Genomic DNA, 21,617 nt, shown 5'->3' on the forward strand with positions numbered 1-21,617 from the left:
TAGTAAGTAAAAAAAGCTGAGAGGTATATAAATGGAAAAGGGTTTATCAGGAAAACGAATAGTGGTTGGCGGTACACGCAAGCTAGAAGAGATTAGTACTTTAATTGAAAAACAAGGAGGTCTTCCTATTGTTCGCTCGCTTCAAGGTACCGTGTTTTTAGCCGAGAAGGAGGTCGAGCCGGATTTGGTTGAATTTGTCGAGAAAGGAGCCGATTGGGTTATTTTCACGACAGGAATTGGGATTGAGACGTTGGTTAAACTGGCATCGAAGCTTGGGTTGGAAGAATTATTTCTCGAAAAGATCCGCAGCACAAACGTTGCAACCCGCGGCTATAAATCACTGGCGGCTCTAAAAAAATTGGCGATTCAGCCGGCTGCTTCATCTGATGATGGAACAACAAAGGGGTTAGTTCGTGCACTTGAGGGCATTGATTTCACCGGAAAACGAGTCATGGTGCAGCTGCATGGCGAAAAGGCACCTGCTTTAACTCATTTTTTCGAAGACCATGGTGCAGTGGTTCAAAAAATACTGCCTTACCAACATATAGAACCAGCCGAGGAGACAGTCGATACCTTGTGCAAGGAGCTTATCGCCAATGAGTGTGACGCCGTATGTTTTACGACTGCTGTTCAGGTTCGTTCGCTTTTCGATTTTGCCAAGAGAAATAATCGTTATAAAGAAATCGTCGAAGCTTTTAAAGAAAAAACGCTTGCCGTTGCGGTTGGAAAAGTAACTTTAGAGGCTCTAAAGGAGGAAGGAATTGACCGTGTCCTGGCACCTGAAAATGAACGCATGGGTGCGATGATCATTACCCTTGCCAATTATTATTTAAAAACAGATATTTAAACTTAATCATAAATCAAAGCATTCGTCGTTGGATTCGAATGCTTTTTTCTTTTACGGGCGAACATGCTATAGTAGCTAAAGGAAAAGCCTATAAAGGAAGAGATAAAATGACAACGGTAGTTTCCTATATCAAGGAGTGGCAGCAGGCCCTCCAGAATGAAATCAATTACTTAAAGAAATTCGGCAGCAGTAAATACCTTATTCGTAATGGCAGGCTGTTATCCGCGGAGGGATCCTTTTCTTATTATTTTGAAACGACCACTTCTTTACGGATACCAGTTGGTTCTTCCGTTAGACTAGATTGGGGAGGAATGACCCAAAATGGACGGATCCTGTCCTCAGAAGGTAAAGGGGTCATCTTAAGCTTAGAACAATCATTCGGTGACTTAATTTCCGAAGCAGAACTGTTCCACGACCCGTGGGAATTGCTTGAACTGTTGATCCAACGGCTCGATGAAATCAAAAAGGATAAACAAAAGAGGCTTCGGGTCAAGAAATTAATGGATCCATCAATGCCTGCCCATCATCCTGTTGAAAAAATAAAGAGCAATGTTCATGAGCTAGTCCTGCGCTCCAAATATAATCCGGTTACCTTTGTCTGGGGTCCCCCCGGTACAGGAAAAACCTATACACTAGCGAGAACAGCAGCCAATAAATACTTTCAAGAAAAGCGAGTCCTTATTCTTTCACACAGCAACCAGGCAGTAGATGTTCTGATTGGAGAATTAAGCGGCTTTATTAAAAAGAAAGATCGTTTCCGGACAGGCGATGTCCTCCGCTATGGATTTGGTTCAGGTGAACAGCTGATTGGTCAGGAAGCGATAACGACAAACGAATTACTCGAAAAGAAGGACCCAAGCCTCGCCGAAGAAAAGGAAATTTTACTAGAAGAACGAAAACTTTTAAAGCAGGACATCGCACGTTCATTCAGCCAAAGGGATACCAATCACCTTTTAGAGCTTGAAACGAAGATTGCCAGGGTATTGGATAAGATTCGGCAAAAGGAGATTCAATTTGTTAAGGAAGCGTTTGTAGTCGGGACCACGCTCGCTAAAGCAGCCAGTGATCCGGCTATTTATGAAAAAAACTTTGATCTCGTAATTGTCGATGAGGCGAGTATGGCCTACGTGCCGCAGGCGGCATTTGCTGCGGCACTTGGCAAACGGGTGATTGTCTGCGGGGATTTCAAGCAGCTGCCGCCAATTGCAGCCTCAAGAGATTCTTTCGTGACCAAGTGGCTGAAAGAGGATATTTTTCATCGCGCTGGTGTAGTGGACTGGGTAAATGACGGCAAACTGCATCCACATCTACTCTTATTAAAAGAACAACGGCGGATGCATCCGGATATCTCGGCCTTCACGAATCAATATATCTATCATTCACTCGTTGGTGACCATGAGAGTGTTTGGAAAAGCAGAAATCAAATTGTTGAAAGTGCCCCATTTCCGGGCCGTTCCTCGATCCTTGTCGATACCAGTTTTACAGGAGCATATTGTATAACGGAACGGACCTCACAATCGAGGATGAATATCTGGCAGGCGTTATTATCGTTTCAGCTTATCCATGAGTCCTATTTGAGTGGATTGAGGTCGATTGGCTATGTGACCCCTTATCGGGCCCAGGCTCAGTTCATGGATTTGATACTGGATGATTTATATGAAAAGGAACGAATGACAGCTGATATTATTGCTGCCACGGTCCATCGTTTTCAAGGAAGCGAGCGGGATGTAATGGTCTTTGATACAGTTGAGGGCGGGCCGCAAACTCGGGCTGGTATGCTAGTCACTGGCAAGGATAGTGAACGGTTAATTAATGTTGCGATTACAAGAACAAAGGGGAAGTTTATTCATGTAAGTAATCAAGTCTATATTAGCCGCCATGTTTTTCAAGGTAAGACCTTGAGACAGCTTGTGGACCATCAGGTGAAGAAACAGCAAATGGTAGAAACGAAGGATATTGGAACGTGGATTAGACATCCTCATCCTAAATTGCAATGGATGCATGCCCGAAAATTAGAAAAGGTATTTTACGATATTGATTTTGCTCGAAGGTCGATGGTTCTATCGTTACCGGCCCGGACAAGACTATCCAAGGAATGGATTGATAAGGTGAAAAATCGAAACCAATCTCTAAAATTAACCGTGGTTTCAGACGATGACTGGCTCGAGCTGCGGCCAGAGCAACGGGTAGCTGAGAGTTGGCCGTTTCCATATATCATCCTGGATGAGCAGATTTTGTGGCTGGGTCTGCCGTTAGAGGGTGCAAAAGAAATTCAGCCGCCCTTTGTGGCAGCCAGACTTGAGTCGGGTAAGGCAGCTGAGTATCTTTTAAGTCAACTATTAACGAAACAGTAATGATAGCAGGATATCTTCCTGCTATTTTCTATTTCATAAAAGTTTTATCTTTGGTAAACTGATGGAGCAAAACAGACCGACCAAAAGGAGAATCGAGCAAGGTGAAGCGTGAACAAGCAATCATTATCGGCGGAGGAATGGCAGGAAAGTTAATTGCCGCGGCAATATCTCCCTATTTTCATAGTGTTCTAATTTTGGAGAAGGATCCACTGCCTGAAAATCAGCACACCGTTAGGAAAGGAATTCCTCAAGCGCATCACATTCATGCACTCCTGCATGCAGGAGACCATGCATTAGAAAGACTATTTCCCGGGTTTCAAAAGGATATGGTAAACCGTGGATCTATTAAAATAGATTCACTAAAGGATTTGGCGTGGTACCATCACGGGGTATGGAAACTGCGGTTTCCAAGCAAGGAGTCGACCCTATTACAGACAAGACCCTTGCTAGAATCGTACGTTGAAGAGAGGGTAAATAAAATTGAAAATGTAACTTATACATACGGAACAAAGGTAATATCGTTTATTTTAACGGACGATCACAGTGGGGTACGTGGTGTAGAAGTTCTTCAGGAAAACAAAACTAAAACAATCATCGGAGATGTAGTGATTGATACTAGTGGTACCGCTTCGTTCACGAATGGCTGGCTCGAGAAGCAGGGGCGTATGGTCCCTGAGGAAAAGGTTGACATAGGACTATGTTATGCCACTCGGAAATATAGCTTACCAGAGCCTCCAAGTGATTTTAAAATAAAGCTTATCTATCCGAATCCCCCTGAGCAAACCCTAGGCGGTACTCTGTCAATGGTGGAAAACAATCAGTTTATCGTGACCCTCATTGGTTACTTAAATACTCTTAATCCTGTTGAGATTAAGGAATCGGATGGTTTTATCAGAATGGCTGAACAGTTACCACTTCCAGATATTTATCAAGAAATAAAAAAAGGAACATCACAAACTGAAACGGCTGTTTATCAAGTTCCACAAATTAAGTGGCGTCACTTTGAGCAGGTGGATTTACCTGATGGATTAATAGTAGCAGGTGATTCTATCTGCAGGATTGATCCAGTGTTCGGACAAGGAATGAGCATTGCAGCCTTAGAAGCATTGGCAATCAAGGATCATCTTGCTTCAACACCGGAAAGAGCACATTTTGGTAAATTACAAAAACAATTGGCTAAGATTATTGCACCTGTATGGTCAATGGTACTCTGCGAGGATTTTCGATATAGTGAAGTTAAAGGAAAAAAACCATTCGGTTTGAAGTTCCAACAGTGGTATGTTAAAAAAATATTCTTGTTATCAGCAGGGAACAAAGGAATCTATCAAGACTTTGTTCAGGTAATGAATCTAGTTAGGACAGCAACCATTCTTTTTAAACCATCTACTATAAAAGAAGTTTTAAAACATAAATAAAGCAAAAGTAGAAAGGTAGATTCATAATAGTTAGAAAAATATAAAACATCTTGCTTTTCCTTCTTGACAATTTGCCCGTTTCTATAGATAATCAAATAAATAAAAATAGTAAATGGTATGGGACTAGTAAATCATTGGAATGTGTTAGAGAGTGAAACCCAAAGGCTGAGAGGTTTCTCACGGAAAGATGATTGAACCTGCCCTTTTAACAGCTGCTTATGCAAACATGAGCCGTTCCCCTCGTTACGGGTTGAAGAGGATGCATTGCATCAATAAAGGTGGTACCGCGGAAACGATTTTTCCGTCCTTTTTTAAGGACAGAAGAATCGTTTTTTATTTTTGGCTCTGTTAAACGATATTTGTTTTTACACTTTGTTGATTGGAGAGGAAGGCGTTCGACTCCTGCGGGAGTACGGGGCAGGGGAGACCCCACAGGCGCTTTAAGCGCCGACGCCGAGGAGGCTCCCCGGCACGCCCGCGGAAAGCGAGCGCCTGGAGCGGAAATCAACTGCCATTTATAAAAGAGCCTTATTTTTAAAAATGAAAGGTCGTACTAAAAATGAAAAAACAGCTGGTGGTCGTAAAAATTGGAAGCAGCTCATTAACAAATGCAACGGGAACCATTTCCGAAGAAAAAATGCGGGATCATGTGGAGGCACTTGCTTACCTAAAAGCTCAAGGACATGAAGTGATTCTCATTTCATCCGGTGCTGTTGCGGCAGGATTTGGCTCACTCGGCTATCCGACAAGACCCAAAACGACAGCTGGGAAACAGGCGGCCGCCGCAGTCGGACAAGGGCTATTAATGCAGCATTACATTGATCTTTTTAAAGAGTTTCATATGGTGCCGGCCCAAATGTTATTAACGAGAGAAGATTTTTACAGCCAGACACGGTTTCAAAATCTATTTTCAACAATCCATGAGCTGCTCGGGCGGGGTGTCATACCAATCATAAATGAAAATGATTCGGTTTCCATTGAGGAATTAACCTTTGGTGACAACGATTTATTATCGGCACTCGTCAGCGGATTCCTACATGCAAATGCCTTGATTATTTTAACAGATATTAATGGTCTTTATGATCAGAATCCAAATGTATCAAAGGATGCGAAAAGGTTTAATTTTATTCCTGAGGTTTCGGAAGAGCTGCTTAGTTTTGCTGGGGAAAGCGGGTCATCGGTGGGCACCGGCGGGATGAAATCAAAATTGCAGGCAGCGAAAAAGGCACTATCACTCGGTGTCAGCGTGTTTGTTGGTAACGGGAAAGGGAAGGAAAAGCTGGCCGATATTCTAGCGGGAAAAGGCGATGGAACCTATATTGGCGGTCCCTTTCATACACAAATGCAAATGAGAAAGCAATGGATTGCTTATCATTCCCAAGTCGGCGGTGTAATTGAAATCGATGATGGGGCCGAAAATGCGATTATGTTTCATGGAAAAAGTTTATTACCAGTAGGAGTCACAAAAGTGGATGGGGACTTTAATGCCTTGGATGTCGTGGAAGTGCGGAATCAAAAGGGGAAATTAGTCGGTAAAGGACAGGTTTTTTATTCTGCCGAGGATTTAGTTAGTGTCAAGGGATTACCTAGTGAACAAGCAAAACGTTTTTCGATAAATAAAAAAGCAGAAGTGATTCATCGAGATAATTGGGTCAAACTACCAAAGGAGTGAATGGAGAATGGGCGAACTGTTGGAGAAAGCAAAGAAATTAAAAAAGGCGTCAAAACAATTAGGCATCATATCGACGGTTGAAAAAAACGCGGCATTGTTGAAACTGGCGGATCATCTATTAACGGAAAAAGAATTCATCCTTGAGGAGAACGCCAAGGATTTGCAAGCTGGAAAAGAACGAGGATTTTCTGAATCACTTCTTGACCGCTTGCTTTTAACAGAAGCAAGAATTGAACAAATTGTCGATGGAGTTCGCCAATTAGTTCAGCTAGAGGATCCAATCGGTGAAACAATTGAAGCGTGGGAGAGACCGAACGGATTACAAATTGAAACGATCCGTGTTCCGCTTGGAGTGGTCGGCATGGTGTACGAGGCACGACCAAACGTAACGGTGGATGCCGGAAGTCTTTGTTTAAAAGCGGGTAATGCTGTACTATTGCGCGGTAGTTCTTCAGCGATTCATTCCAATAAAGCGCTTGTTCAGGTAATGCGTGAGGCCTTAGAAGGAACAGCGATCCCTAAGGATGCTGTTCATTTGCTCGAGGATACCAGCCGCGAAACCGCTTCTGAAATGTTCAGATTAAATGAATATCTCGACGTCCTGATTCCACGCGGAGGGGCAGGATTGATACAAACAGTGGTTCAGAATGCAACTGTACCTGTATTGGAAACGGGTGTTGGAAACTGCCATGTTTTTATTGATGAAACCGCTGAAAAAGAAATGGCGATTGAAATTGCGATCAATGCAAAGTTACATCGTCCATCCGTTTGTAATGCTGCTGAAACGGTCTTAATACATGAAAACTGGCCATATACATCAGAATTATTAAGTCGTTTGCAAGAGAAACAGGTTGAACTACGCGGTGATGATTCGTTAGTTTCAACCTATTCGTTTGTAAGACCAGCAACCGAGGAAGATTGGGCCAATGAATTTTTAGCCCCTATTTTAGCAGTGAAACAAGTCAGCGATGTCAGGGAAGCGATCAACCATATTGACCGATATGGAACCAAGCATTCGGAGGCCATCATTGGCGAAAATGCCGATAATGTCCGTTTGTTTTTCCAAGCTGTCGATGCCGCCGTCCTATATCATAATGCGTCCACTCGTTTTACAGATGGAGAACAGTTTGGCTATGGCGCTGAAATTGGGATTAGTACACAAAAACTTCATGCCCGTGGTCCAATGGGTCTAAAAGCGTTAACCACCACGAAAGCGCTAGTGCGCGGAACAGGACAAATTCGTTCATGATAAATGGGAAATAGTGCAGAAATGCGCTATTTTTTTTGTCTTTTGATATAATGGAATACAAACATATATTCTCATGGAGTAAGTTGGTGAACTTGTGGCAAGTGACATACAAATATCAGTAAGAACACTGGTAGAGCATGTTTTTAAGAGCGGCAGTATTGACGCACGGTTTCGCTCGCAAACAGCACTGTTGGATGGAACAAGGATCCATCAAAAAATTCAAAAGACCTATTTAGATGGAGACCAGAAGGAAGTATATTTAAGCACCGAGATTCATTATGATGGTCTCACTTTTACTATTGATGGAAGATGTGACGGTCTATTATACCATGATGGTAAGATTATCATTGACGAAATAAAATCCTTTTCCCAGCCGCTCGATCAACTAGAAGCTGAAGGATATCCTGTTCATTGGGCTCAAGCTAAAATGTATGCCTATATAGTGGCAATGGACAGGGAGCTCGAAGAAATTGATGTTCAGTTAACCTATGTCCACGTTGAAACGGAAGTGAAAAAATCACTTGCACAGACGTATACATTTTCAGAGCTTGAGAGCTTTGTCATGGAGGTCATTGAAAACTATGCACCCTATGCGAAACTGCTGAATGGCCATCGGTTGAAACGAAATGAAAGCTGTAGAAAACTCGCTTTTCCATTTAAAACGTATCGCAGTGGGCAGCGAAAATTAGCAGGAGCGGTTTATAAGACCATTGTCGACCAAAAAAATTTATTTGCAAAAGCTCCAACAGGGATTGGAAAAACCATCTCCACACTCTTTCCAGCCATGAAGGCAATTGGTGAAGGAGAGCTAAATCGAATTTTCTATCTTACGGCAAAAACGATTACCCGAACGTCGGCGGAGGAAGCTTTTGAGCGGATGGGGGCCTGCGGATTATGTGCCAAGACGGTAACCATAACAGCAAAGGACAAGGTTTGTTTTCAAGAGGAAACCAATTGTCAAAAAGAATTTTGTCAGTTTGCGAGTGGTTATTACGATCGGATTAATGAAGCAATAATCGATATTCTATCAAACGAAAACCACCTTACTCGTGAGGTGATCGAAAGCTATGCACGGAAGCATACGGTCTGCCCGTTTGAATATTCCCTCGATCTCGCCTATTCGGTCGATGCGATTATTTGTGATTATAATTATATCTTTGACCCGCGTGTCTCATTAAAACGTTTGTTAGAAGAGCAAAAGAAGTCCACCGCTTTATTAGTGGATGAAGCGCATAATCTTGTCGACCGCGGCCGGGAGATGTTTTCTGCTTCTTTAAACAAGGAACCATTTCTCCAATTGAAAAAGGATTATAAAGGAGTAAATCAGTCTATTTACGAAGCGGCCAGCAAAATGAATTCCTGGTTTATTCAATTAAAAAAGAGCCATGAGAACCAAAAAGAATTTGTTTTAGAACAGCTGGAAGAAGCTTTTTTAGAAGAAACCCGCCAATTTACTATGATTTCAGAACAAGTTCTGCAACAAGACACCTCACCATTATTACTGGAAGCTTATTTTAAGGTCAACCAATTTAGCAAAGTTACCGAATTACTCGATGACCATTTCATTATTTATGTGGAAAAAGAACGGAATGATGTAAAAATCAAATTGTTTTGTCTCGATCCATCCCAGCTGCTTCATCAAATGGGAAAGGGTTACCGCGCAAAGATTTTCTTTTCGGCAACACTTTCGCCGCTGCCCTATTATCAGGAGATTCTGGGCGGCGGTGAAGGGGATTATAGCTTAAACATCCCCTCACCGTTTAGTGAAGAGCAGGTAGAAGTTTTTATTAAACCATTGTCCACCCGTTACCGTGATCGGGAACGAACTAAGAACTCGATCATTTCAGTCCTTCAATCACTGCTAAAAAAGCGTCCAGGTAATCACCTGATTTTCTTTCCTTCTTATCAATATTTATTGGATGTGTACGAACAGTTTAAACAGATCGATGATACCACCCAGACACTTATCCAAGAAGCAGGGATGACGGAGAGTAAAAGAGAAGCCTTTTTAGCTGCCTTTAAATCGGAACAAACCGAGACATTGGTGGGATTTGCCGTTCTCGGGGGAATTTTTTCAGAGGGTGTTGATTTAATTGGCGACCGTTTAAATGGAGTAGTGGTAATCGGAGTCGGCTTACCACAAATTTGTTTCGAAAGAAATTTGATTAAAGACCATTTTGCTTCGCTTGGGAAGAATGGCTATGACTATGCCTATGTGTATCCGGGGATTAACAAAGTGTTACAAGCGGGCGGAAGATTGATTCGCTCTGAACAGGATCATGGGACGATTGTATTAATCGACGATCGCTTCTTACAAAGGCAGTATCAACAGTTACTGCCGAGTGAATGGAGACAATTTACTCTAATATAAATCATTTTAAAAGCCGCCAAAAAATGGGCGGCTTATTTATTTTACAATTTCGTGTCAAGTTAGAAACTTGCTTCATATAATTAAAGAAAAGTTGCGCACGGTAAAAACTTTAGAAAAGGGGAAAGAGAAATGGCTAATACTAAAAAAATCAAATTGGTAAATGGGGAAAAAGGAAATGTAATCAAAATTACGGCTTTAAACTTAGAAGGTGTAATGAGAAGGAGATTATTAGATTTAGGATTTGTTGCCGGGGCGTTAGTGGAAGTGGTCCGTAAAAGTCCATTAGGGGACCCGATTGCCTTCCGAGTCAGTCAAACCACCATTGCCCTCCGTAAAGAGGAAAGTTCACAAATTGAAGGGGAGTTGTTGTTAAATGGGGAATGAATACCGAATCGCGTTAGCGGGTAACCCGAATACAGGGAAGAGCACCTTGTTCAATGCCTTAACAGGCCTAAGACAGCATACTGGAAACTGGGCAGGGAAGACAGTTACCCTAGCGGAAGGCAGCGTTCCGTTCAAAGAAAAGACCTTCCATTTAATCGACCTGCCCGGAACCTATTCCCTTTTTTCAAATTCAACAGATGAAGAGGTTGCTAGAAATTATATTGTTTTCGAAAAACCGGATGTAACCCTTGTCGTCTTGGATGCGACCTCATTGGAGCGTAATTTCAATCTCGCCTTACAGGTATTAGAAATGACAAAAAATGTGGTGATTTGCATCAATCTCATTGATGTAGCAGAGCAGCAAGGCATCCATATCAATGAACGGCTGTTAACCAATCGGTTAGGTGTACCCGTAATAAAAATCTCCGCGCGGAATAAAAAAGGCTTTCCTATGCTGCTTGATACGATTGATCGCATTGTAACCGGAAAAATTGAATGTCATCCCGTCCAAATGAAATATCCTCAAGAAATTGAAGAAAAGATCAACATCATTGAACCAAAGGTCCATGAATTGGTCGGTAATCATATATCCTCTCGCTGGGTTTCTCTGAGATTACTTGACGGAGATGAGACGCTTCTTAACGAGATTACTAAACGAGTGGTGCCGGAGGTGGTTTAGGAATGAGTATTCAAGAGCTATTTACAGAGGCCCAGTCCTTGTCGACATCGAAACTCCGGGATGAAATTGTCCAGCAGCTTTATGATCGAAGCCGCCAATTATGTCATGAAGGAATTTCCTATACGAAATCCAAACAAGATACCCGGACCGAAAAACTCGATAGCATCTTTACCTCCCCTATCTTTGGCTTCCCGATTATGATTACGATGTTAGGTGTGCTGTTTTATTTAACCATCGCTGGTGCAAATATACCATCATCTTTACTAGCCGAATTATTTGGGTTCATTGAAGGGAAAATAACCTTCCTCTTCCATGCCATTCATGCACCTGATTGGCTCCATGGAGTTTTAGTGTTGGGTTTATACCGGGGGACAACGTGGGTCATTAGTGTCATGCTGCCACCGATGGCGATCTTTTTTCCAGCCTTTTCATTATTAGAGAATTATGGCTACCTGCCGCGGGTTGCTTTTAATATGGACCGTCTATTCAAACGGGTTGGGGCTCATGGGAAACAATCATTAACAATGGCAATGGGCTTTGGCTGTAACGCCGCCGCTGTCATCTCGACGAGAATTATTGAATCACCAAGAGAGAGAATGCTGGCCATTTTAACTAATAATTTTGTCCCATGTAATGGCCGGTGGGGGACCTTGATCTTGTTAGCTTCCTTATTCATGGCCGCCAATTTTACCGGAGGCTTAAAATCACTCATTACGACAGGAGTAATTGTAGGGATTGTCTTATTTGGAATAATTGTGACCTTCTTTGTCTCCTGGGTACTATCGAAAACGGCACTTAAAGGGATTCCTACTCATTATACGTTAGAGCTGCCGCCCTACCGAAAGCCGAAAATCCTTGATACCGTCATTCGTTCTTCCTTAACTAAATCATGGTCGGTTTTAGTCCGTGCTGTTAAAGTGGCAGCCCCGGCAGCGATTCTTACCTGGGTGTTTGCCAACATTTATATTGGCGACACAAGTATCCTTATGTACGCGGTAAATTTCTTAGAGCCGTTTGGAAAAATGCTTGGTCTTGATGGTTATATTATGATGGCGTTTATCCTTGGTCTGCCTGCGAATGAAATTGTCCTGCCAATCCTCTTAATGGGCTATCTTTCAACAGGATCGTTAACGGAAGTGGATAATTTAGTGGATTTAAAACAAATTTTTCTAGATCATGGCTGGACGTGGCTTACCGCTCTTAACATGATGTTATTCTCCCTCTTGCATTATCCATGTGGTACCACGTTATTAAATATCTATAAAGAAACAAAGAGCAAAAAATGGACGTTTCTAGCTTTCTTAATTCCAACCGTCATTGCAATCGTTATTCCATTGATTATCACACAGATAGTAAGAATGTTCGGTTTATTATAAATGGATAACAAATGCCCTCAACTTAAAATTGGGGGCATTTGTTAGCTTTATTTCCTTTTTTGTATTTCCTCGGTGACCACAAAGGCAAGGTCATCATTTCCAAATAAGGAGAGTACACCGAGTAATGTTTCATCGGCAATTTCTCCCGCTTCTTCTTTTGGGACGGTTAACTCGATCGCTTCTCTTAGAGCCGGATTGGAAGATTGGTTTGGATAGGCCCGTAAGTATACTTCTTCAGGATCGAGTTCATGATTCACACACCATTGGGCAAAGACGAGGATCATCATTTTTTCTTCACCTTGATAGTGTTGAATTATTTTTTCTTCTAATTCTTTTGAATTCATCTTCAAGTCTCCTTTATAGCTTTAAAAAAATTTTAGGAATCAATGGTTATATCTCTAATACTACCATAAAAACATGGGTAAAATTTGGTATGGACATGCTTTTATGAGATACTGTCTATATTCTTATTTTTGTAAAGGGGAGTTTAAGGTGAGCAAAATTGAAGTAGGCGAAATTTTTACTATTAGTGATGAAAGCAATGAAGAACAGGAAGTAGAAGTTCTAGGTGTTATGACGATTGAGGGAAATGACTATGTTGCTGTTGCCTTTGCGGAAGACGTGAGTCAGGATACAGAAGAAGATATCGATATCTTCTTTCTAAAGGTAGATGAAGAGGGTGATTTCAGTGCGATTGAAAGCGATGAGGAATTCGATAAAGTTTCCGCAGCCTTTGATGATATGATGGACGAAGAAGAAGCCGAAGAATGATTATTTCTAGAGGTTGACTCAAAAGATGTTGATAATAATTTTTTCACACTCTGTTGATTGGAGCGGAAGGCGCGAAGACTCCTGCGGGAGTACGGGGCAGGGGAGACCCCGCAGAAGCGGAGCGACGAGGAGGCTCCCCGTACCGCCCGCGGAAAGCGGAGGGCCTGGAGCGGAAATCAACAGACTAGTTTAGTGTGTAAAAAAAGGAGGGTGCCCATAAAACTTTTGGGAAACCTTCTTTTTTTGGAAAAATTGGGTATGTAATATTTTCCATTAGGCATACTAACAGGGAGAATATCATAAAGGAGTTAATGCATGTTAATCGAAGAAGGAAATAAGTATCAAATTTCGCAGAATGCAAAAGGGTTTTTCAACTCTGCAGAAACGATGACGGTGAAAAGCTATAATGGCATTACAGTACAATTTATCCTTGGTGACAGTAAAGGTTATGGATCGATGCCTGTCGAGCACCTAGAGTATTTATTGAAAAAATCAAACTTAACAGTCATTCCTAATAAACGATCATTATTACATTCTGACATAAGTGAAGAACAAATTGGGTAAACATATGGCATTACTTCCTTTACAGAAGTAGTGCTTTTTATTTTGGATTTTGGCTTAGTCTATTATATGCTTGATAAAAAGGAGTGGATTTGTGGGATGGAAACGAAAAGCTTGGGGTTAAAAAATTCGACCGTTACATACATAGATAAAGGGGAAGGGAAACCGATTGTTCTGCTGCATGGATTTTGTGGGAGTTCTGCGTATTGGTCAGAAGTCGTGCCAGTTTTATCGGAAAATTATCGGGTGATTGCCCCCGATTTGCCCGGTCATGGCGATTCCAAAACGATGTTAGAGAACTATTCGATTGCAGATATCTCGGATATTCTCCAAGAATTTTTAGATAAGTTGAATATCGGACAGGTGGCGATGTTTGGTCACTCCTTAGGCGGTTATATAACGCTGGCCTTTGCCGAAAAGTACAGTGGTTCATTAAACGGTTTCTCGCTCGTTCATTCTACCGCCTATCCTGATAGCGAAGAGGCCAAGAAGGGAAGAACAGCTAATATCGAAAAAGTAAGCCATGAGGGGATTAAGACGCTTATTGATGGTTTGGTTCCAAAGCTTTTCTCACCGGAAAACCTGAAAGAACAGTATGTCGAAACAGCAAAACAGATTGGCTATCGGACACCTTCAGACGGGGCGATTCATACATTAAGTGCTATGAGAGACAGACCAGATCGGAATAGCGTGCTCGAGTCCACTTCATTACCTGTGCTGTTAATTGCCGGGGAACAGGATCAAATTATCCCAGCTGAAAAAACCTTTTCAGTGAGTAAAGCAAACATTAAACAAACCACCATTAAAGATTCTGGTCATATGAGTATGTATGAACATCCAAGCGAACTTATTGCAGCTATTAAAGACTTTATGCAAACTATTTAGGAGGCAAAGGAGGAACTGAATTGTGTTCCTCCTTTTCTATTTAAAAAAAGCCATTCAGTTCCGTATCGGAATAAACGGCAATCAGTACGACCGCTTTTTCCGTACCGATATTCTTAACGGTATGAGGGACACTCGCATTCCAGCTGAACGAATCCCCTTTTTCCAAGACAAACGAATCTTCGCCTTGTTCTGCAAGTACTTTTCCTTCCAAGACTAAATGACATTCTACCCCTTCATGGGCATGTGCATCCCCAATCGAGGCTTCGGGTGGAAACTCAACACTTCTAAGCCATAAGCCTCCCTTTGAAGAGATATGCTCGATTTTCAACGTATTCATAGTTGAGTACGTTCTTTCTTCTTTTTTGACCACCTGCATATGTTCCTTTTTTTCTAACAGAAGGTATGGAAGTGGAACATCTAAATAGGCTGCAATGGTTTGCAGTGTACTGATGGATGGAGAAGTGTTGTTATTTTCAACATTACTGATAAATCCTTTGGAAAGTCCTGTTCCTTCACACATTTGGGCAATGGTTATTTTCTTTCTATTACGTATTGTTCGGATTTTTGCACCGATATCCAAATCATCCACCTCGGTAGTTTGCTAATATAGAACATATTTATATATTAGCAAAAAAATAATTGACAATCTACTTCATCGATTGTTATCCTATAGATAACAAAGATTCGTATTTAAAAACAAATAAAAACAAATTTTTTTGCAGATATATTTTCTTATATGAATCTTTTTATTCTATTTGAATAATGTCTAACACCTGAAATTGAAGGTAAGACTAAACAATCAAGTAGTAGGAAGGGGATGTTAAATATGACGGCACCGATGATTTATGAGCTTCGCCGGCCGGCACAAATGGATCCGGATAAAAGCTATCCAGCCTTATTTCTTATGCATGGCATTGGCAGCAATGAACAGAATATGCTGCCATTGGTGGAAGGATTAGAAAACCAGTTTTTCATTTTTAGTATTCGCGGTCATTTACCCCAGCCTCCTGGCTATGCCTTTTTTACGATTGAAGGCTATGGAAAACCACATCGGGCAGTCTTCGATGAGGGAGTGAATAAGCTTACTAGCTTTATTGATTATGCCTGTGGAGAATATCCAATAGACCAGAAACAATTATTCCTGCTTGGCTTCAGTCAAGGCGCGATTCTGTCGATGACGTTAGGATTAACCCTAGGTCAGCGAATGAAAGGGATTGTGGCCTTAAGCGGGTATATCCCAGCTTTTGTAAAAGAAGAATACAACATTAAACCGGTCGACCATCTTTCCATCTTTATTTCACATGGGGAAATAGATCAGGTGCTTCCTTTTGAATGGGGAGTAGCCAATGATGAATACTTCCGCAAGTTAGGGGCAAATGTTACCTTTCGGACTTATCCAGTGGGGCATACCGTCTCTGCAGAGAATCATCAGGACTTTATTAGTTGGCTATCTGAACATCTAGAAAAATAAAAATTTTTTAAGGAGAGGTTAGAATGTTAAAAAAATTCGAAGCTAGTACATTAATTTTACGTGTTGTCTTAGGAATTACGTTTTTTGTTCATGGAGTTGTGAAATTCCAAGGGGGAATTGAAAATATTGTTGGCTGGTTTGAAGCAATCGGGTTACCGGGATTCTTAGCTTATGTAGTCGCATCAATCGAGGTTGCTGGCGGAATTGCCTTAATCCTTGGATTAGGCAGTAGAGTGGTTTCAGCCTTGCTTGGATTATTAATGATCGGTGCAGCCTTAAAGGTTAAACTTGCTGTCGGCTTTTTAGGTAATGGTGAAATGGCCGGTTATGAATTGGATTTAGCCTTACTAGCCATGGCTGTTTTTATTGCCATTAACGGCAGTAAGCTATTTTCCCTGGATCAGTTTATTTTAAAAGGGCAGAAGAAGGATACTTCAACATCCATATAAAACCTTTACAAACGAAATAGGGGGAATTTAATATGATGCCATCTTTATTTATTGCACATGGTGCACCATTGTTAGCAATCGAAAATAACGACTACACTCAATTTCTGACTGAGTTAGGCAAAAATATGCCGCGTCCAAAGGCAATTGTGTTATTTTCTGCCCATTGGGAGTCTCGCGCTCAAAAAGTAAGCAAGGTTGAGACTTACGATACGATCTATGATTTTGGCGGATTCTCTCCTGAACTTTATCAGATTAAGTATCCAGCTCAAGGGGATCAACAGATTTCGAATGAAATACAAGAGCTGTTTACGGAAAATGGCATTCCTTTTGAACTTGAAACTGACAGAGGCTTAGACCATGGCGCCTGGGTTGTCTTACGCTTACTTTATCCCAATGCCGATATTCCAGTGATTGCGATGTCAGTAAATCCTAAGCTTTCACCTGAAGAGCAATATAAGATTGGCAAGTCTTTATCAGCTTTAAGGGAAAAAGATGTATTAGTGATTGGCAGCGGGGGGACGGTTCATAATTTGCGAGCGGTGAAATGGGCTGATAATGAAATTGATCAGTGGGCACAGGAATTTGATGATTGGTTGGCTGTTCATTTAATCAATTGGGATTTGGATTCGCTGTTTAACTATGAGTCAGCTGCGCCAAATGCAGAATATGCTGTTCCGCATTATGGAAATGAGCATTTTATCCCGATATTCTATGCGTTGGGGGCGGCGGATGATGCTAAAAAAGCAACATTGCTACATCGCAGCTACCGGTACGGGAACCTTAGCCATAGTGTATGGCAGTTTGGACGTTGAATAAAATCCCCAACTCTTTTGTTGGGGATCTTTAGCTTACTCCTCTTCCAATGGGTTATGTCCCATAAAATGTCCATTTATAAAAACAGCCATTTCGATGGATCCATCTTGGTTATAAAAAGGTACACCAATCATAATCGCACCACCCTTGCTATGATTGACGATTACTTCAATTTTATTGACACCTTTCCATAAATAACCTTCATTTTTTAGAGAATGCTTAGTGTCTTTAAACTCTTGACTGCTAATTAAATCAGCCACAATTTTATTTTTTTCAGCCCCTGATACTGATGATACATCACAACCACAATCCGTTGTTGCTGCCTTAACGGAGTTCCCAGACGTTACAAACAATGACAAAGCTACAAGTACACCGGCTAATAAAGTTAATAATTTCTTCATGTTCTTCCTCCCTTATTAAATCTCCTTTATTTCTTTCGCTTTTTTTCGACAATCTCCTTCAAAAATCTTGGAAAAATATTCGACAAATGGCAGATTTTGTGTCAAAAAAGTGTCGTTATTAATAGTTGTTATATTTCTTTTTACCCAAAGAAATAATTTGAATTTTTCTCAGAGGTACTATATTTGATTGGAATATTTCCGAGTGCTATGCTTTTAGTAAAATGAGATGAGGAGACGATTTTTTGGTACATGAATTAATTTTAAATGACACTGTTATTAAACTTGACCATTACGAAGAAGAGCAGGTCAATCATTTATATAGAGTAACGGTTACCTTTAAAGTAACCAGTGCGGATTACCATGATATCACCACCCTGCTTTATAAAGGTACATTTGATGTGAAAATACCGGAAAGACAAGTAGCGTTTAGGGGAGCCATTCAACAATATTCCACATCAGTCACAAACCTATATGAACAAGACCAAGTTGGGGAATTTAAGCTTAGTTTACTGGAAACAAGCCATTAAGAGAGGGGGAGTAATTGTGAGACTTAGCATTTTAGACCAGGCCCCGATTTCATCCAATCAAACAGCTCATGAGGCACTAAACGAATCGATGAAACTGGCCCAACTAGGTGAAAAACTCGGCTACACCCGTTATTGGATTGCTGAACATCATGATTTGCCGGGGCTTGCGTGTTCTGCACCTGAAGTGATGTTAAGTTATATTGGGGCCAACACTTCGACGATTCGGATCGGCTCAGGTGCTGTCTTGCTGCCGCATTATAAGCCATATAAAGTAGCTGAGGTATACAACATGCTCGCAACCTTATTTCCCGGAAGGATAGATATCGGTATCGGACGGGCACCTGGCGGGTCCGCTGAAGCTTCTAATGCTTTGTCTGATAACTTTTTACAACAGGTTTGGAACATGCCGAAGTCAGTCGAGGAGCTGCTCCACTTTTTAGAAAATGACTTTCCTGCTGATCATGAATTTAAAAATCTGTCGGCTTCCCCAGTGCCACCAGTTTCTCCTGTACCATGGCTGCTCGGAACTAGTAAAAAAAGTGCACGGTTGGCAGCAGAAAATGGCATGAGCTACGCTTTTGGGCAGTTTATGAGTGAGAATGATGGACCAGAGATTGTTCAACAATATCTGAATACTTTTCAACCAAAAAAGCAGGGACAAAAGCCTGAAGTGATTGTAACAGTCAATGTGATATGTGCGGAAACAGATGAAAAGGCTGAAGAGATTGCATTAAGTACAATAGTATGGTCCTTACAGAAAGCTAGAGGAGAGGGAAATGGGCTTCCTTCGTTAGCAGAAGCAAAGGAATATCCTTTATATGAAAAAGATTTGACCAATATAGAAAAAACAATGAAAAACCTGATTATCGGCAATCCCAAGAAGGTAATGAAAAAACTGAATGAGCAAGCCTCTTTATTTCTTGCAGATGAAATCATGCTGGTAACGATAACCGACTCACCGGAAGATCGGCTGAATTCCTATCAATTAATCGCCGAAGAAGCTTTTTAAGTCTAAAAAAGGCTGTACACTCACCGTCGAGTGTACAGCCTTCATTTTATTGTGCATTAACAACAGTATAGTATTTAACCGGAGAGTTGTCCGATTTTTCTATCGTATCAGAAATGGAACTAGTTAAGCTATTAGACCCCTTTGCATCGAGCCCGAGCTCCCATAGCATCATTCCTCCGAATCCATGATCTAGTGCCAATTTTGTTTTCTTTTTCATGGTTGCGGCACCATTATAATAGTAAGTGGTTCCGTTCAAATTCACGGTGTCACTGTTTGCGTTTGCGGGATTTTGGTTAATGATGGCACCATAGGATAGCTGTTTAATTTTAGGATCCTTAGGCTGAGCATAAAATGGAACGCCTAGCACTAATTTTTCTTTTGAGATATTTTGAGATTCAAACAATTGCGACCAATAGTTGACGATTTTCTCTGTAAAAGGGTACGGTGATAAGTTAGCCGCATGATAACCTCCGTCCCATTGACCGTCATAGGCCATGATATTCACGTGGTCAACATCTTTAAACATTGATGGTTCATACTGAACAAAACCAATTTCCGTTAAGGTAACGGCATGAATTTTTGAATAAACAGCGACTGACAGCTCCTTCTTTTTTGGATGAAGCTGACCGCTTAATTGCTTCGCAAAAGCGGCAAGATTTTCGGCATCTTCTTTTGAGCGGGGATGTTCAAAATCAATATCAATGCCATCAAGATTCTCTCGGTCTGCTAAACTAGTAAGTTCGTTGACTAGCTTTGTCCGGGATGCTGGATTCGAAATAGCAACTTTAAAGTATGGATATGATTCACCGCCGGAAATATTAAACCAGCCACCAACAGCTAAGATTACCTTCGTATTGTATTTTTTTGCATTTGCAACCGTGGTTCGCAGATTTTTTAATGCAGAATCGCCATTCAGTAAAATGCTACCGTCCTTTGTCGGATGGGCAAATGAGAAGATAATATGTGTTAATTGACTGTAGTCCACTTGGTTTGGATCACGAAAATCCTGTATATAACCGATTAGCACTTTTGAATGTGTTTTTTCAACTTTAGGTAATTCTTTTGTCTGAGGCTTAAGCGCCGATTGTGGTGCATCCTTCATATCTTTTTGTTTCTCCTGCTGCTGCTTGTTCGATGAGAATTGTACCCCTGTATAGATTCCTCCAAGGAAGGTAAGAACAATTACCAATACAAGGAGGAGTTTACGTTTTTTCATTAAAATGCTTCCTCCTTCTTTTTACTATAAAATTGTAACAGAATATAGGGGCAAGCATGGTTGGTAATATCCACCTATCAAACAGTCATTACTTACCTAGGTAAATAGATTTGAAAGTTTATTCTGTTTCTGGTATAATCACAAGGTTAATGCTATAAATACAATTATATTTAAAAGGTTTAAGGTGGTTAATAATGAATCAAGAATATAGAGTATTACTTTATTATAAATATGTACCGATTGAGAATCCTGAGGAATGCGCAAATGAGCACCGTCAATTTTGTAACGACTTAGGCTTAAAAGGACGGATTATTATTGCCGCTGAAGGAATCAATGGTACGGTGTCAGGCACCATCGAACAAACAGATGCTTATATGAAATACATGGACGAGCATCCGTTATTTTCAGGAACTATTTTTAAGATTGATGAAGCATCAGAGCACGCTTTCAAAAAAATGAAAGTGCGCTACAGATCAGAGCTTGTTACACTTCGTTTAGAAGATGATGTTGATCCGAATGTATTAACCGGGAAGCATTTGAAGCCAAAGGAATTCTTTGAGGCAATGCAACGGGAAGATACGGTTGTGATTGACGCTCGAAATGATTATGAGTACGATCTTGGCCATTTCCGTGGAGCAGTTCGCCCAGATATATTGAACTTCCGCGATCTTCCGGATTGGATTAGAGAGAATAAAGAAGAATTTGAAGGTAAAAAGATCCTAACCTACTGTACCGGTGGGATTCGCTGTGAAAAATTCTCCGGCTGGCTTCGTAAAGAAGGTTTTGAAGATGTATCACAGCTTGAAGGCGGAATTGTCACTTACGGTAAAGACCCAGAGGTTCAAGGGGATCTATGGGATGGACAGCTATATGTGTTTGATGAGCGGATCAGTGTTCCGGTAAATCAAAAAGAGCATGTCGTTGTCGGCAAGGATTACTTTACGGGTGAGCCATGTGAGCGTTACGTAAACTGCGCGAACCCTGAATGTAATAAAAAAATTCTTTGCTCAGAAGAAAATGAACACAAGCACTTACGAAGCTGCTCCCATGAATGCCGTGTTCACCCAAGAAACCGCTATGTTGCTCAACATGGTTTAAGTGAAGAAGAAGTAAATGAAAGACTTATGGCGTTAAGTCATAACTAATAACAATGGAAGCAGGTCATCA

22 protein-coding genes are annotated in these 21,617 nt (G+C 41.1%); 18 read left to right on the top strand and 4 right to left on the bottom strand.

Annotated elements, in window-relative coordinates; translation table 11 throughout:
* The first annotated feature begins 31 nt into the window (after positions 1–31).
* The 9 genes from ACZ9EE_RS29345 to ACZ9EE_RS29385 all read left to right on the top strand — a co-directional run bounded on the left by ACZ9EE_RS29345 (position 32) and on the right by ACZ9EE_RS29385 (position 12,347).
* Entirely contained in the window at positions 32–847 is an 816-nt protein-coding gene (locus ACZ9EE_RS29345) for a uroporphyrinogen-III synthase (protein ID WP_476032111.1), read from the top strand.
* A gap of 107 nt (positions 848–954) precedes the next feature.
* Positions 955–3,201, top strand: coding sequence for a DEAD/DEAH box helicase (locus ACZ9EE_RS29350; protein ID WP_476032112.1), 2,247 nt, complete (start codon positions 955–957; stop codon positions 3,199–3,201).
* Between the two features lie 101 nt (positions 3,202–3,302).
* Positions 3,303–4,616 (top strand): glutamate synthase subunit beta, encoded by a 1,314-nt coding sequence (locus tag ACZ9EE_RS29355; RefSeq protein WP_476032113.1) that lies wholly within the window; start codon positions 3,303–3,305, stop codon positions 4,614–4,616.
* Between the two features lie 559 nt (positions 4,617–5,175).
* The gene (gene proB, locus ACZ9EE_RS29360) at positions 5,176–6,288 is read left to right on the top strand and encodes a glutamate 5-kinase (protein WP_476032114.1); all 1,113 of its coding nucleotides are present in this window, start codon (positions 5,176–5,178) and stop codon (positions 6,286–6,288) included.
* 7 nt (positions 6,289–6,295) lie between these two features.
* On the top strand, positions 6,296–7,537 hold the full coding sequence (locus ACZ9EE_RS29365; RefSeq protein WP_476032115.1) for a glutamate-5-semialdehyde dehydrogenase: 1,242 nt from the start codon (positions 6,296–6,298) through the stop codon (positions 7,535–7,537).
* Between the two features lie 94 nt (positions 7,538–7,631).
* Positions 7,632–9,908, top strand: coding sequence for an ATP-dependent DNA helicase (locus ACZ9EE_RS29370; protein ID WP_476032116.1), 2,277 nt, complete (start codon positions 7,632–7,634; stop codon positions 9,906–9,908).
* Between the two features lie 129 nt (positions 9,909–10,037).
* Positions 10,038–10,292: a FeoA family protein gene (locus tag ACZ9EE_RS29375; RefSeq protein ID WP_476032117.1), complete on the top strand. Its 255-nt coding sequence runs from the start codon at positions 10,038–10,040 to the stop codon at positions 10,290–10,292.
* A complete protein-coding gene (locus ACZ9EE_RS29380) occupies positions 10,282–10,971 on the top strand; it encodes a FeoB small GTPase domain-containing protein (RefSeq protein ID WP_476032118.1) in 690 nt (229 codons plus the stop codon). The genes ACZ9EE_RS29375 and ACZ9EE_RS29380 overlap by 11 nt, the downstream gene beginning before the upstream one ends.
* A gap of 2 nt (positions 10,972–10,973) precedes the next feature.
* The gene (locus ACZ9EE_RS29385; protein ID WP_476032119.1) at positions 10,974–12,347 is read left to right on the top strand and encodes a nucleoside recognition domain-containing protein; all 1,374 of its coding nucleotides are present in this window, start codon (positions 10,974–10,976) and stop codon (positions 12,345–12,347) included.
* Between the two features lie 47 nt (positions 12,348–12,394).
* Here ACZ9EE_RS29385 and ACZ9EE_RS29390 read toward each other — a convergent pair whose 3' ends face one another.
* Complete coding sequence (locus ACZ9EE_RS29390) at positions 12,395–12,691, bottom strand: hypothetical protein (RefSeq protein WP_476032120.1); 297 nt, start codon at positions 12,689–12,691, stop codon at positions 12,395–12,397.
* A gap of 103 nt (positions 12,692–12,794) precedes the next feature.
* Here ACZ9EE_RS29390 and ACZ9EE_RS29395 point away from each other — a divergent pair, with 103 nt between their 5' ends.
* From ACZ9EE_RS29395 to ACZ9EE_RS29405, 3 genes are all read left to right on the top strand, one after another.
* On the top strand, positions 12,795–13,118 hold the full coding sequence (locus tag ACZ9EE_RS29395) for a DUF1292 domain-containing protein (protein ID WP_476033143.1): 324 nt from the start codon (positions 12,795–12,797) through the stop codon (positions 13,116–13,118).
* Between the two features lie 315 nt (positions 13,119–13,433).
* A complete protein-coding gene (locus ACZ9EE_RS29400; protein WP_476032121.1) occupies positions 13,434–13,682 on the top strand; it encodes a hypothetical protein in 249 nt (82 codons plus the stop codon).
* Between the two features lie 96 nt (positions 13,683–13,778).
* Positions 13,779–14,564, top strand: coding sequence for an alpha/beta fold hydrolase (locus ACZ9EE_RS29405; protein WP_476033144.1), 786 nt, complete (start codon positions 13,779–13,781; stop codon positions 14,562–14,564).
* Between the two features lie 40 nt (positions 14,565–14,604).
* Here the strand turns inward: ACZ9EE_RS29405 and ACZ9EE_RS29410 are convergent, their stop codons facing one another.
* Positions 14,605–15,144, bottom strand: a complete 540-nt coding sequence (locus ACZ9EE_RS29410; RefSeq protein ID WP_476032122.1) for a helix-turn-helix domain-containing protein — start codon at positions 15,142–15,144, stop codon at positions 14,605–14,607.
* A gap of 246 nt (positions 15,145–15,390) precedes the next feature.
* Between ACZ9EE_RS29410 and ACZ9EE_RS29415 the strand changes: the two genes are divergently transcribed.
* The 3 genes from ACZ9EE_RS29415 to ACZ9EE_RS29425 are packed head-to-tail and all read left to right on the top strand — an operon-like array spanning position 15,391 to position 17,296.
* A complete protein-coding gene (locus ACZ9EE_RS29415; RefSeq protein WP_476032123.1) occupies positions 15,391–16,035 on the top strand; it encodes an alpha/beta hydrolase in 645 nt (214 codons plus the stop codon).
* Positions 16,036–16,058: 23 nt separating this feature from the next.
* Positions 16,059–16,484, top strand: a complete 426-nt coding sequence (locus tag ACZ9EE_RS29420; RefSeq protein WP_476032124.1) for a DoxX family protein — start codon at positions 16,059–16,061, stop codon at positions 16,482–16,484.
* A gap of 32 nt (positions 16,485–16,516) precedes the next feature.
* Positions 16,517–17,296, top strand: a complete 780-nt coding sequence (locus ACZ9EE_RS29425) for a dioxygenase family protein (RefSeq protein ID WP_476032125.1) — start codon at positions 16,517–16,519, stop codon at positions 17,294–17,296.
* A gap of 36 nt (positions 17,297–17,332) precedes the next feature.
* Here ACZ9EE_RS29425 and ACZ9EE_RS29430 read toward each other — a convergent pair whose 3' ends face one another.
* Complete coding sequence (locus tag ACZ9EE_RS29430) at positions 17,333–17,698, bottom strand: hypothetical protein (protein ID WP_476032127.1); 366 nt, start codon at positions 17,696–17,698, stop codon at positions 17,333–17,335.
* 242 nt (positions 17,699–17,940) lie between these two features.
* On the opposite strand from ACZ9EE_RS29430, the gene ACZ9EE_RS29435 reads away from it, so the two are divergent.
* Both ACZ9EE_RS29435 and ACZ9EE_RS29440 read left to right on the top strand, forming a co-directional pair.
* On the top strand, positions 17,941–18,225 hold the full coding sequence (locus tag ACZ9EE_RS29435; protein WP_476032128.1) for a DUF3219 family protein: 285 nt from the start codon (positions 17,941–17,943) through the stop codon (positions 18,223–18,225).
* Positions 18,226–18,241: 16 nt separating this feature from the next.
* Entirely contained in the window at positions 18,242–19,234 is a 993-nt protein-coding gene (locus ACZ9EE_RS29440; protein WP_476032129.1) for an LLM class flavin-dependent oxidoreductase, read from the top strand.
* A gap of 46 nt (positions 19,235–19,280) precedes the next feature.
* On the opposite strand, the gene ACZ9EE_RS29445 is transcribed toward ACZ9EE_RS29440, so the two are convergent.
* Positions 19,281–20,450 carry a glycosyl hydrolase family 18 protein gene (locus ACZ9EE_RS29445; RefSeq protein ID WP_476032130.1) on the bottom strand — a complete coding sequence of 390 codons (1,170 nt, stop codon included), beginning with the start codon at positions 20,448–20,450 and terminating at the stop codon, positions 19,281–19,283.
* Between the two features lie 194 nt (positions 20,451–20,644).
* Here ACZ9EE_RS29445 and trhO point away from each other — a divergent pair, with 194 nt between their 5' ends.
* Positions 20,645–21,595 (top strand): oxygen-dependent tRNA uridine(34) hydroxylase TrhO, encoded by a 951-nt coding sequence (trhO, locus tag ACZ9EE_RS29450; RefSeq protein WP_476032131.1) that lies wholly within the window; start codon positions 20,645–20,647, stop codon positions 21,593–21,595.
* The last annotated feature ends 22 nt before the right edge of the window (positions 21,596–21,617 follow it).

The sequence above is a fragment of the Bacillus sp. URHA0034 genome (assembly GCF_056280405.1).

What these genes read in the sequence shown, in the direction of transcription:
- trhO (WP_476032131.1), top strand. Translation starts at nt 20,645, where the DNA reads ATGAATCAAGAATATAGAGTATTACTTTATTATAAATATGTACCGATT.
- ACZ9EE_RS29415 (WP_476032123.1), top strand. Translation starts at nt 15,391, where the DNA reads ATGACGGCACCGATGATTTATGAGCTTCGCCGGCCGGCACAAATGGAT.
- ACZ9EE_RS29375 (WP_476032117.1), top strand. Translation starts at nt 10,038, where the DNA reads ATGGCTAATACTAAAAAAATCAAATTGGTAAATGGGGAAAAAGGAAAT.
- ACZ9EE_RS29445 (WP_476032130.1), bottom strand. Translation starts at nt 20,450, where the DNA reads ATGAAAAAACGTAAACTCCTCCTTGTATTGGTAATTGTTCTTACCTTC.
- ACZ9EE_RS29430 (WP_476032127.1), bottom strand. Translation starts at nt 17,698, where the DNA reads ATGAAGAAATTATTAACTTTATTAGCCGGTGTACTTGTAGCTTTGTCA.
- ACZ9EE_RS29395 (WP_476033143.1), top strand. Translation starts at nt 12,795, where the DNA reads ATGAGATACTGTCTATATTCTTATTTTTGTAAAGGGGAGTTTAAGGTG.
- ACZ9EE_RS29345 (WP_476032111.1), top strand. Translation starts at nt 32, where the DNA reads ATGGAAAAGGGTTTATCAGGAAAACGAATAGTGGTTGGCGGTACACGC.
- ACZ9EE_RS29385 (WP_476032119.1), top strand. Translation starts at nt 10,974, where the DNA reads ATGAGTATTCAAGAGCTATTTACAGAGGCCCAGTCCTTGTCGACATCG.
- ACZ9EE_RS29365 (WP_476032115.1), top strand. Translation starts at nt 6,296, where the DNA reads ATGGGCGAACTGTTGGAGAAAGCAAAGAAATTAAAAAAGGCGTCAAAA.
- ACZ9EE_RS29380 (WP_476032118.1), top strand. Translation starts at nt 10,282, where the DNA reads ATGGGGAATGAATACCGAATCGCGTTAGCGGGTAACCCGAATACAGGG.
- ACZ9EE_RS29390 (WP_476032120.1), bottom strand. Translation starts at nt 12,691, where the DNA reads ATGAATTCAAAAGAATTAGAAGAAAAAATAATTCAACACTATCAAGGT.
- ACZ9EE_RS29405 (WP_476033144.1), top strand. Translation starts at nt 13,779, where the DNA reads ATGGAAACGAAAAGCTTGGGGTTAAAAAATTCGACCGTTACATACATA.
- ACZ9EE_RS29400 (WP_476032121.1), top strand. Translation starts at nt 13,434, where the DNA reads ATGTTAATCGAAGAAGGAAATAAGTATCAAATTTCGCAGAATGCAAAA.
- proB (WP_476032114.1), top strand. Translation starts at nt 5,176, where the DNA reads ATGAAAAAACAGCTGGTGGTCGTAAAAATTGGAAGCAGCTCATTAACA.
- ACZ9EE_RS29425 (WP_476032125.1), top strand. Translation starts at nt 16,517, where the DNA reads ATGATGCCATCTTTATTTATTGCACATGGTGCACCATTGTTAGCAATC.
- ACZ9EE_RS29350 (WP_476032112.1), top strand. Translation starts at nt 955, where the DNA reads ATGACAACGGTAGTTTCCTATATCAAGGAGTGGCAGCAGGCCCTCCAG.
- ACZ9EE_RS29420 (WP_476032124.1), top strand. Translation starts at nt 16,059, where the DNA reads ATGTTAAAAAAATTCGAAGCTAGTACATTAATTTTACGTGTTGTCTTA.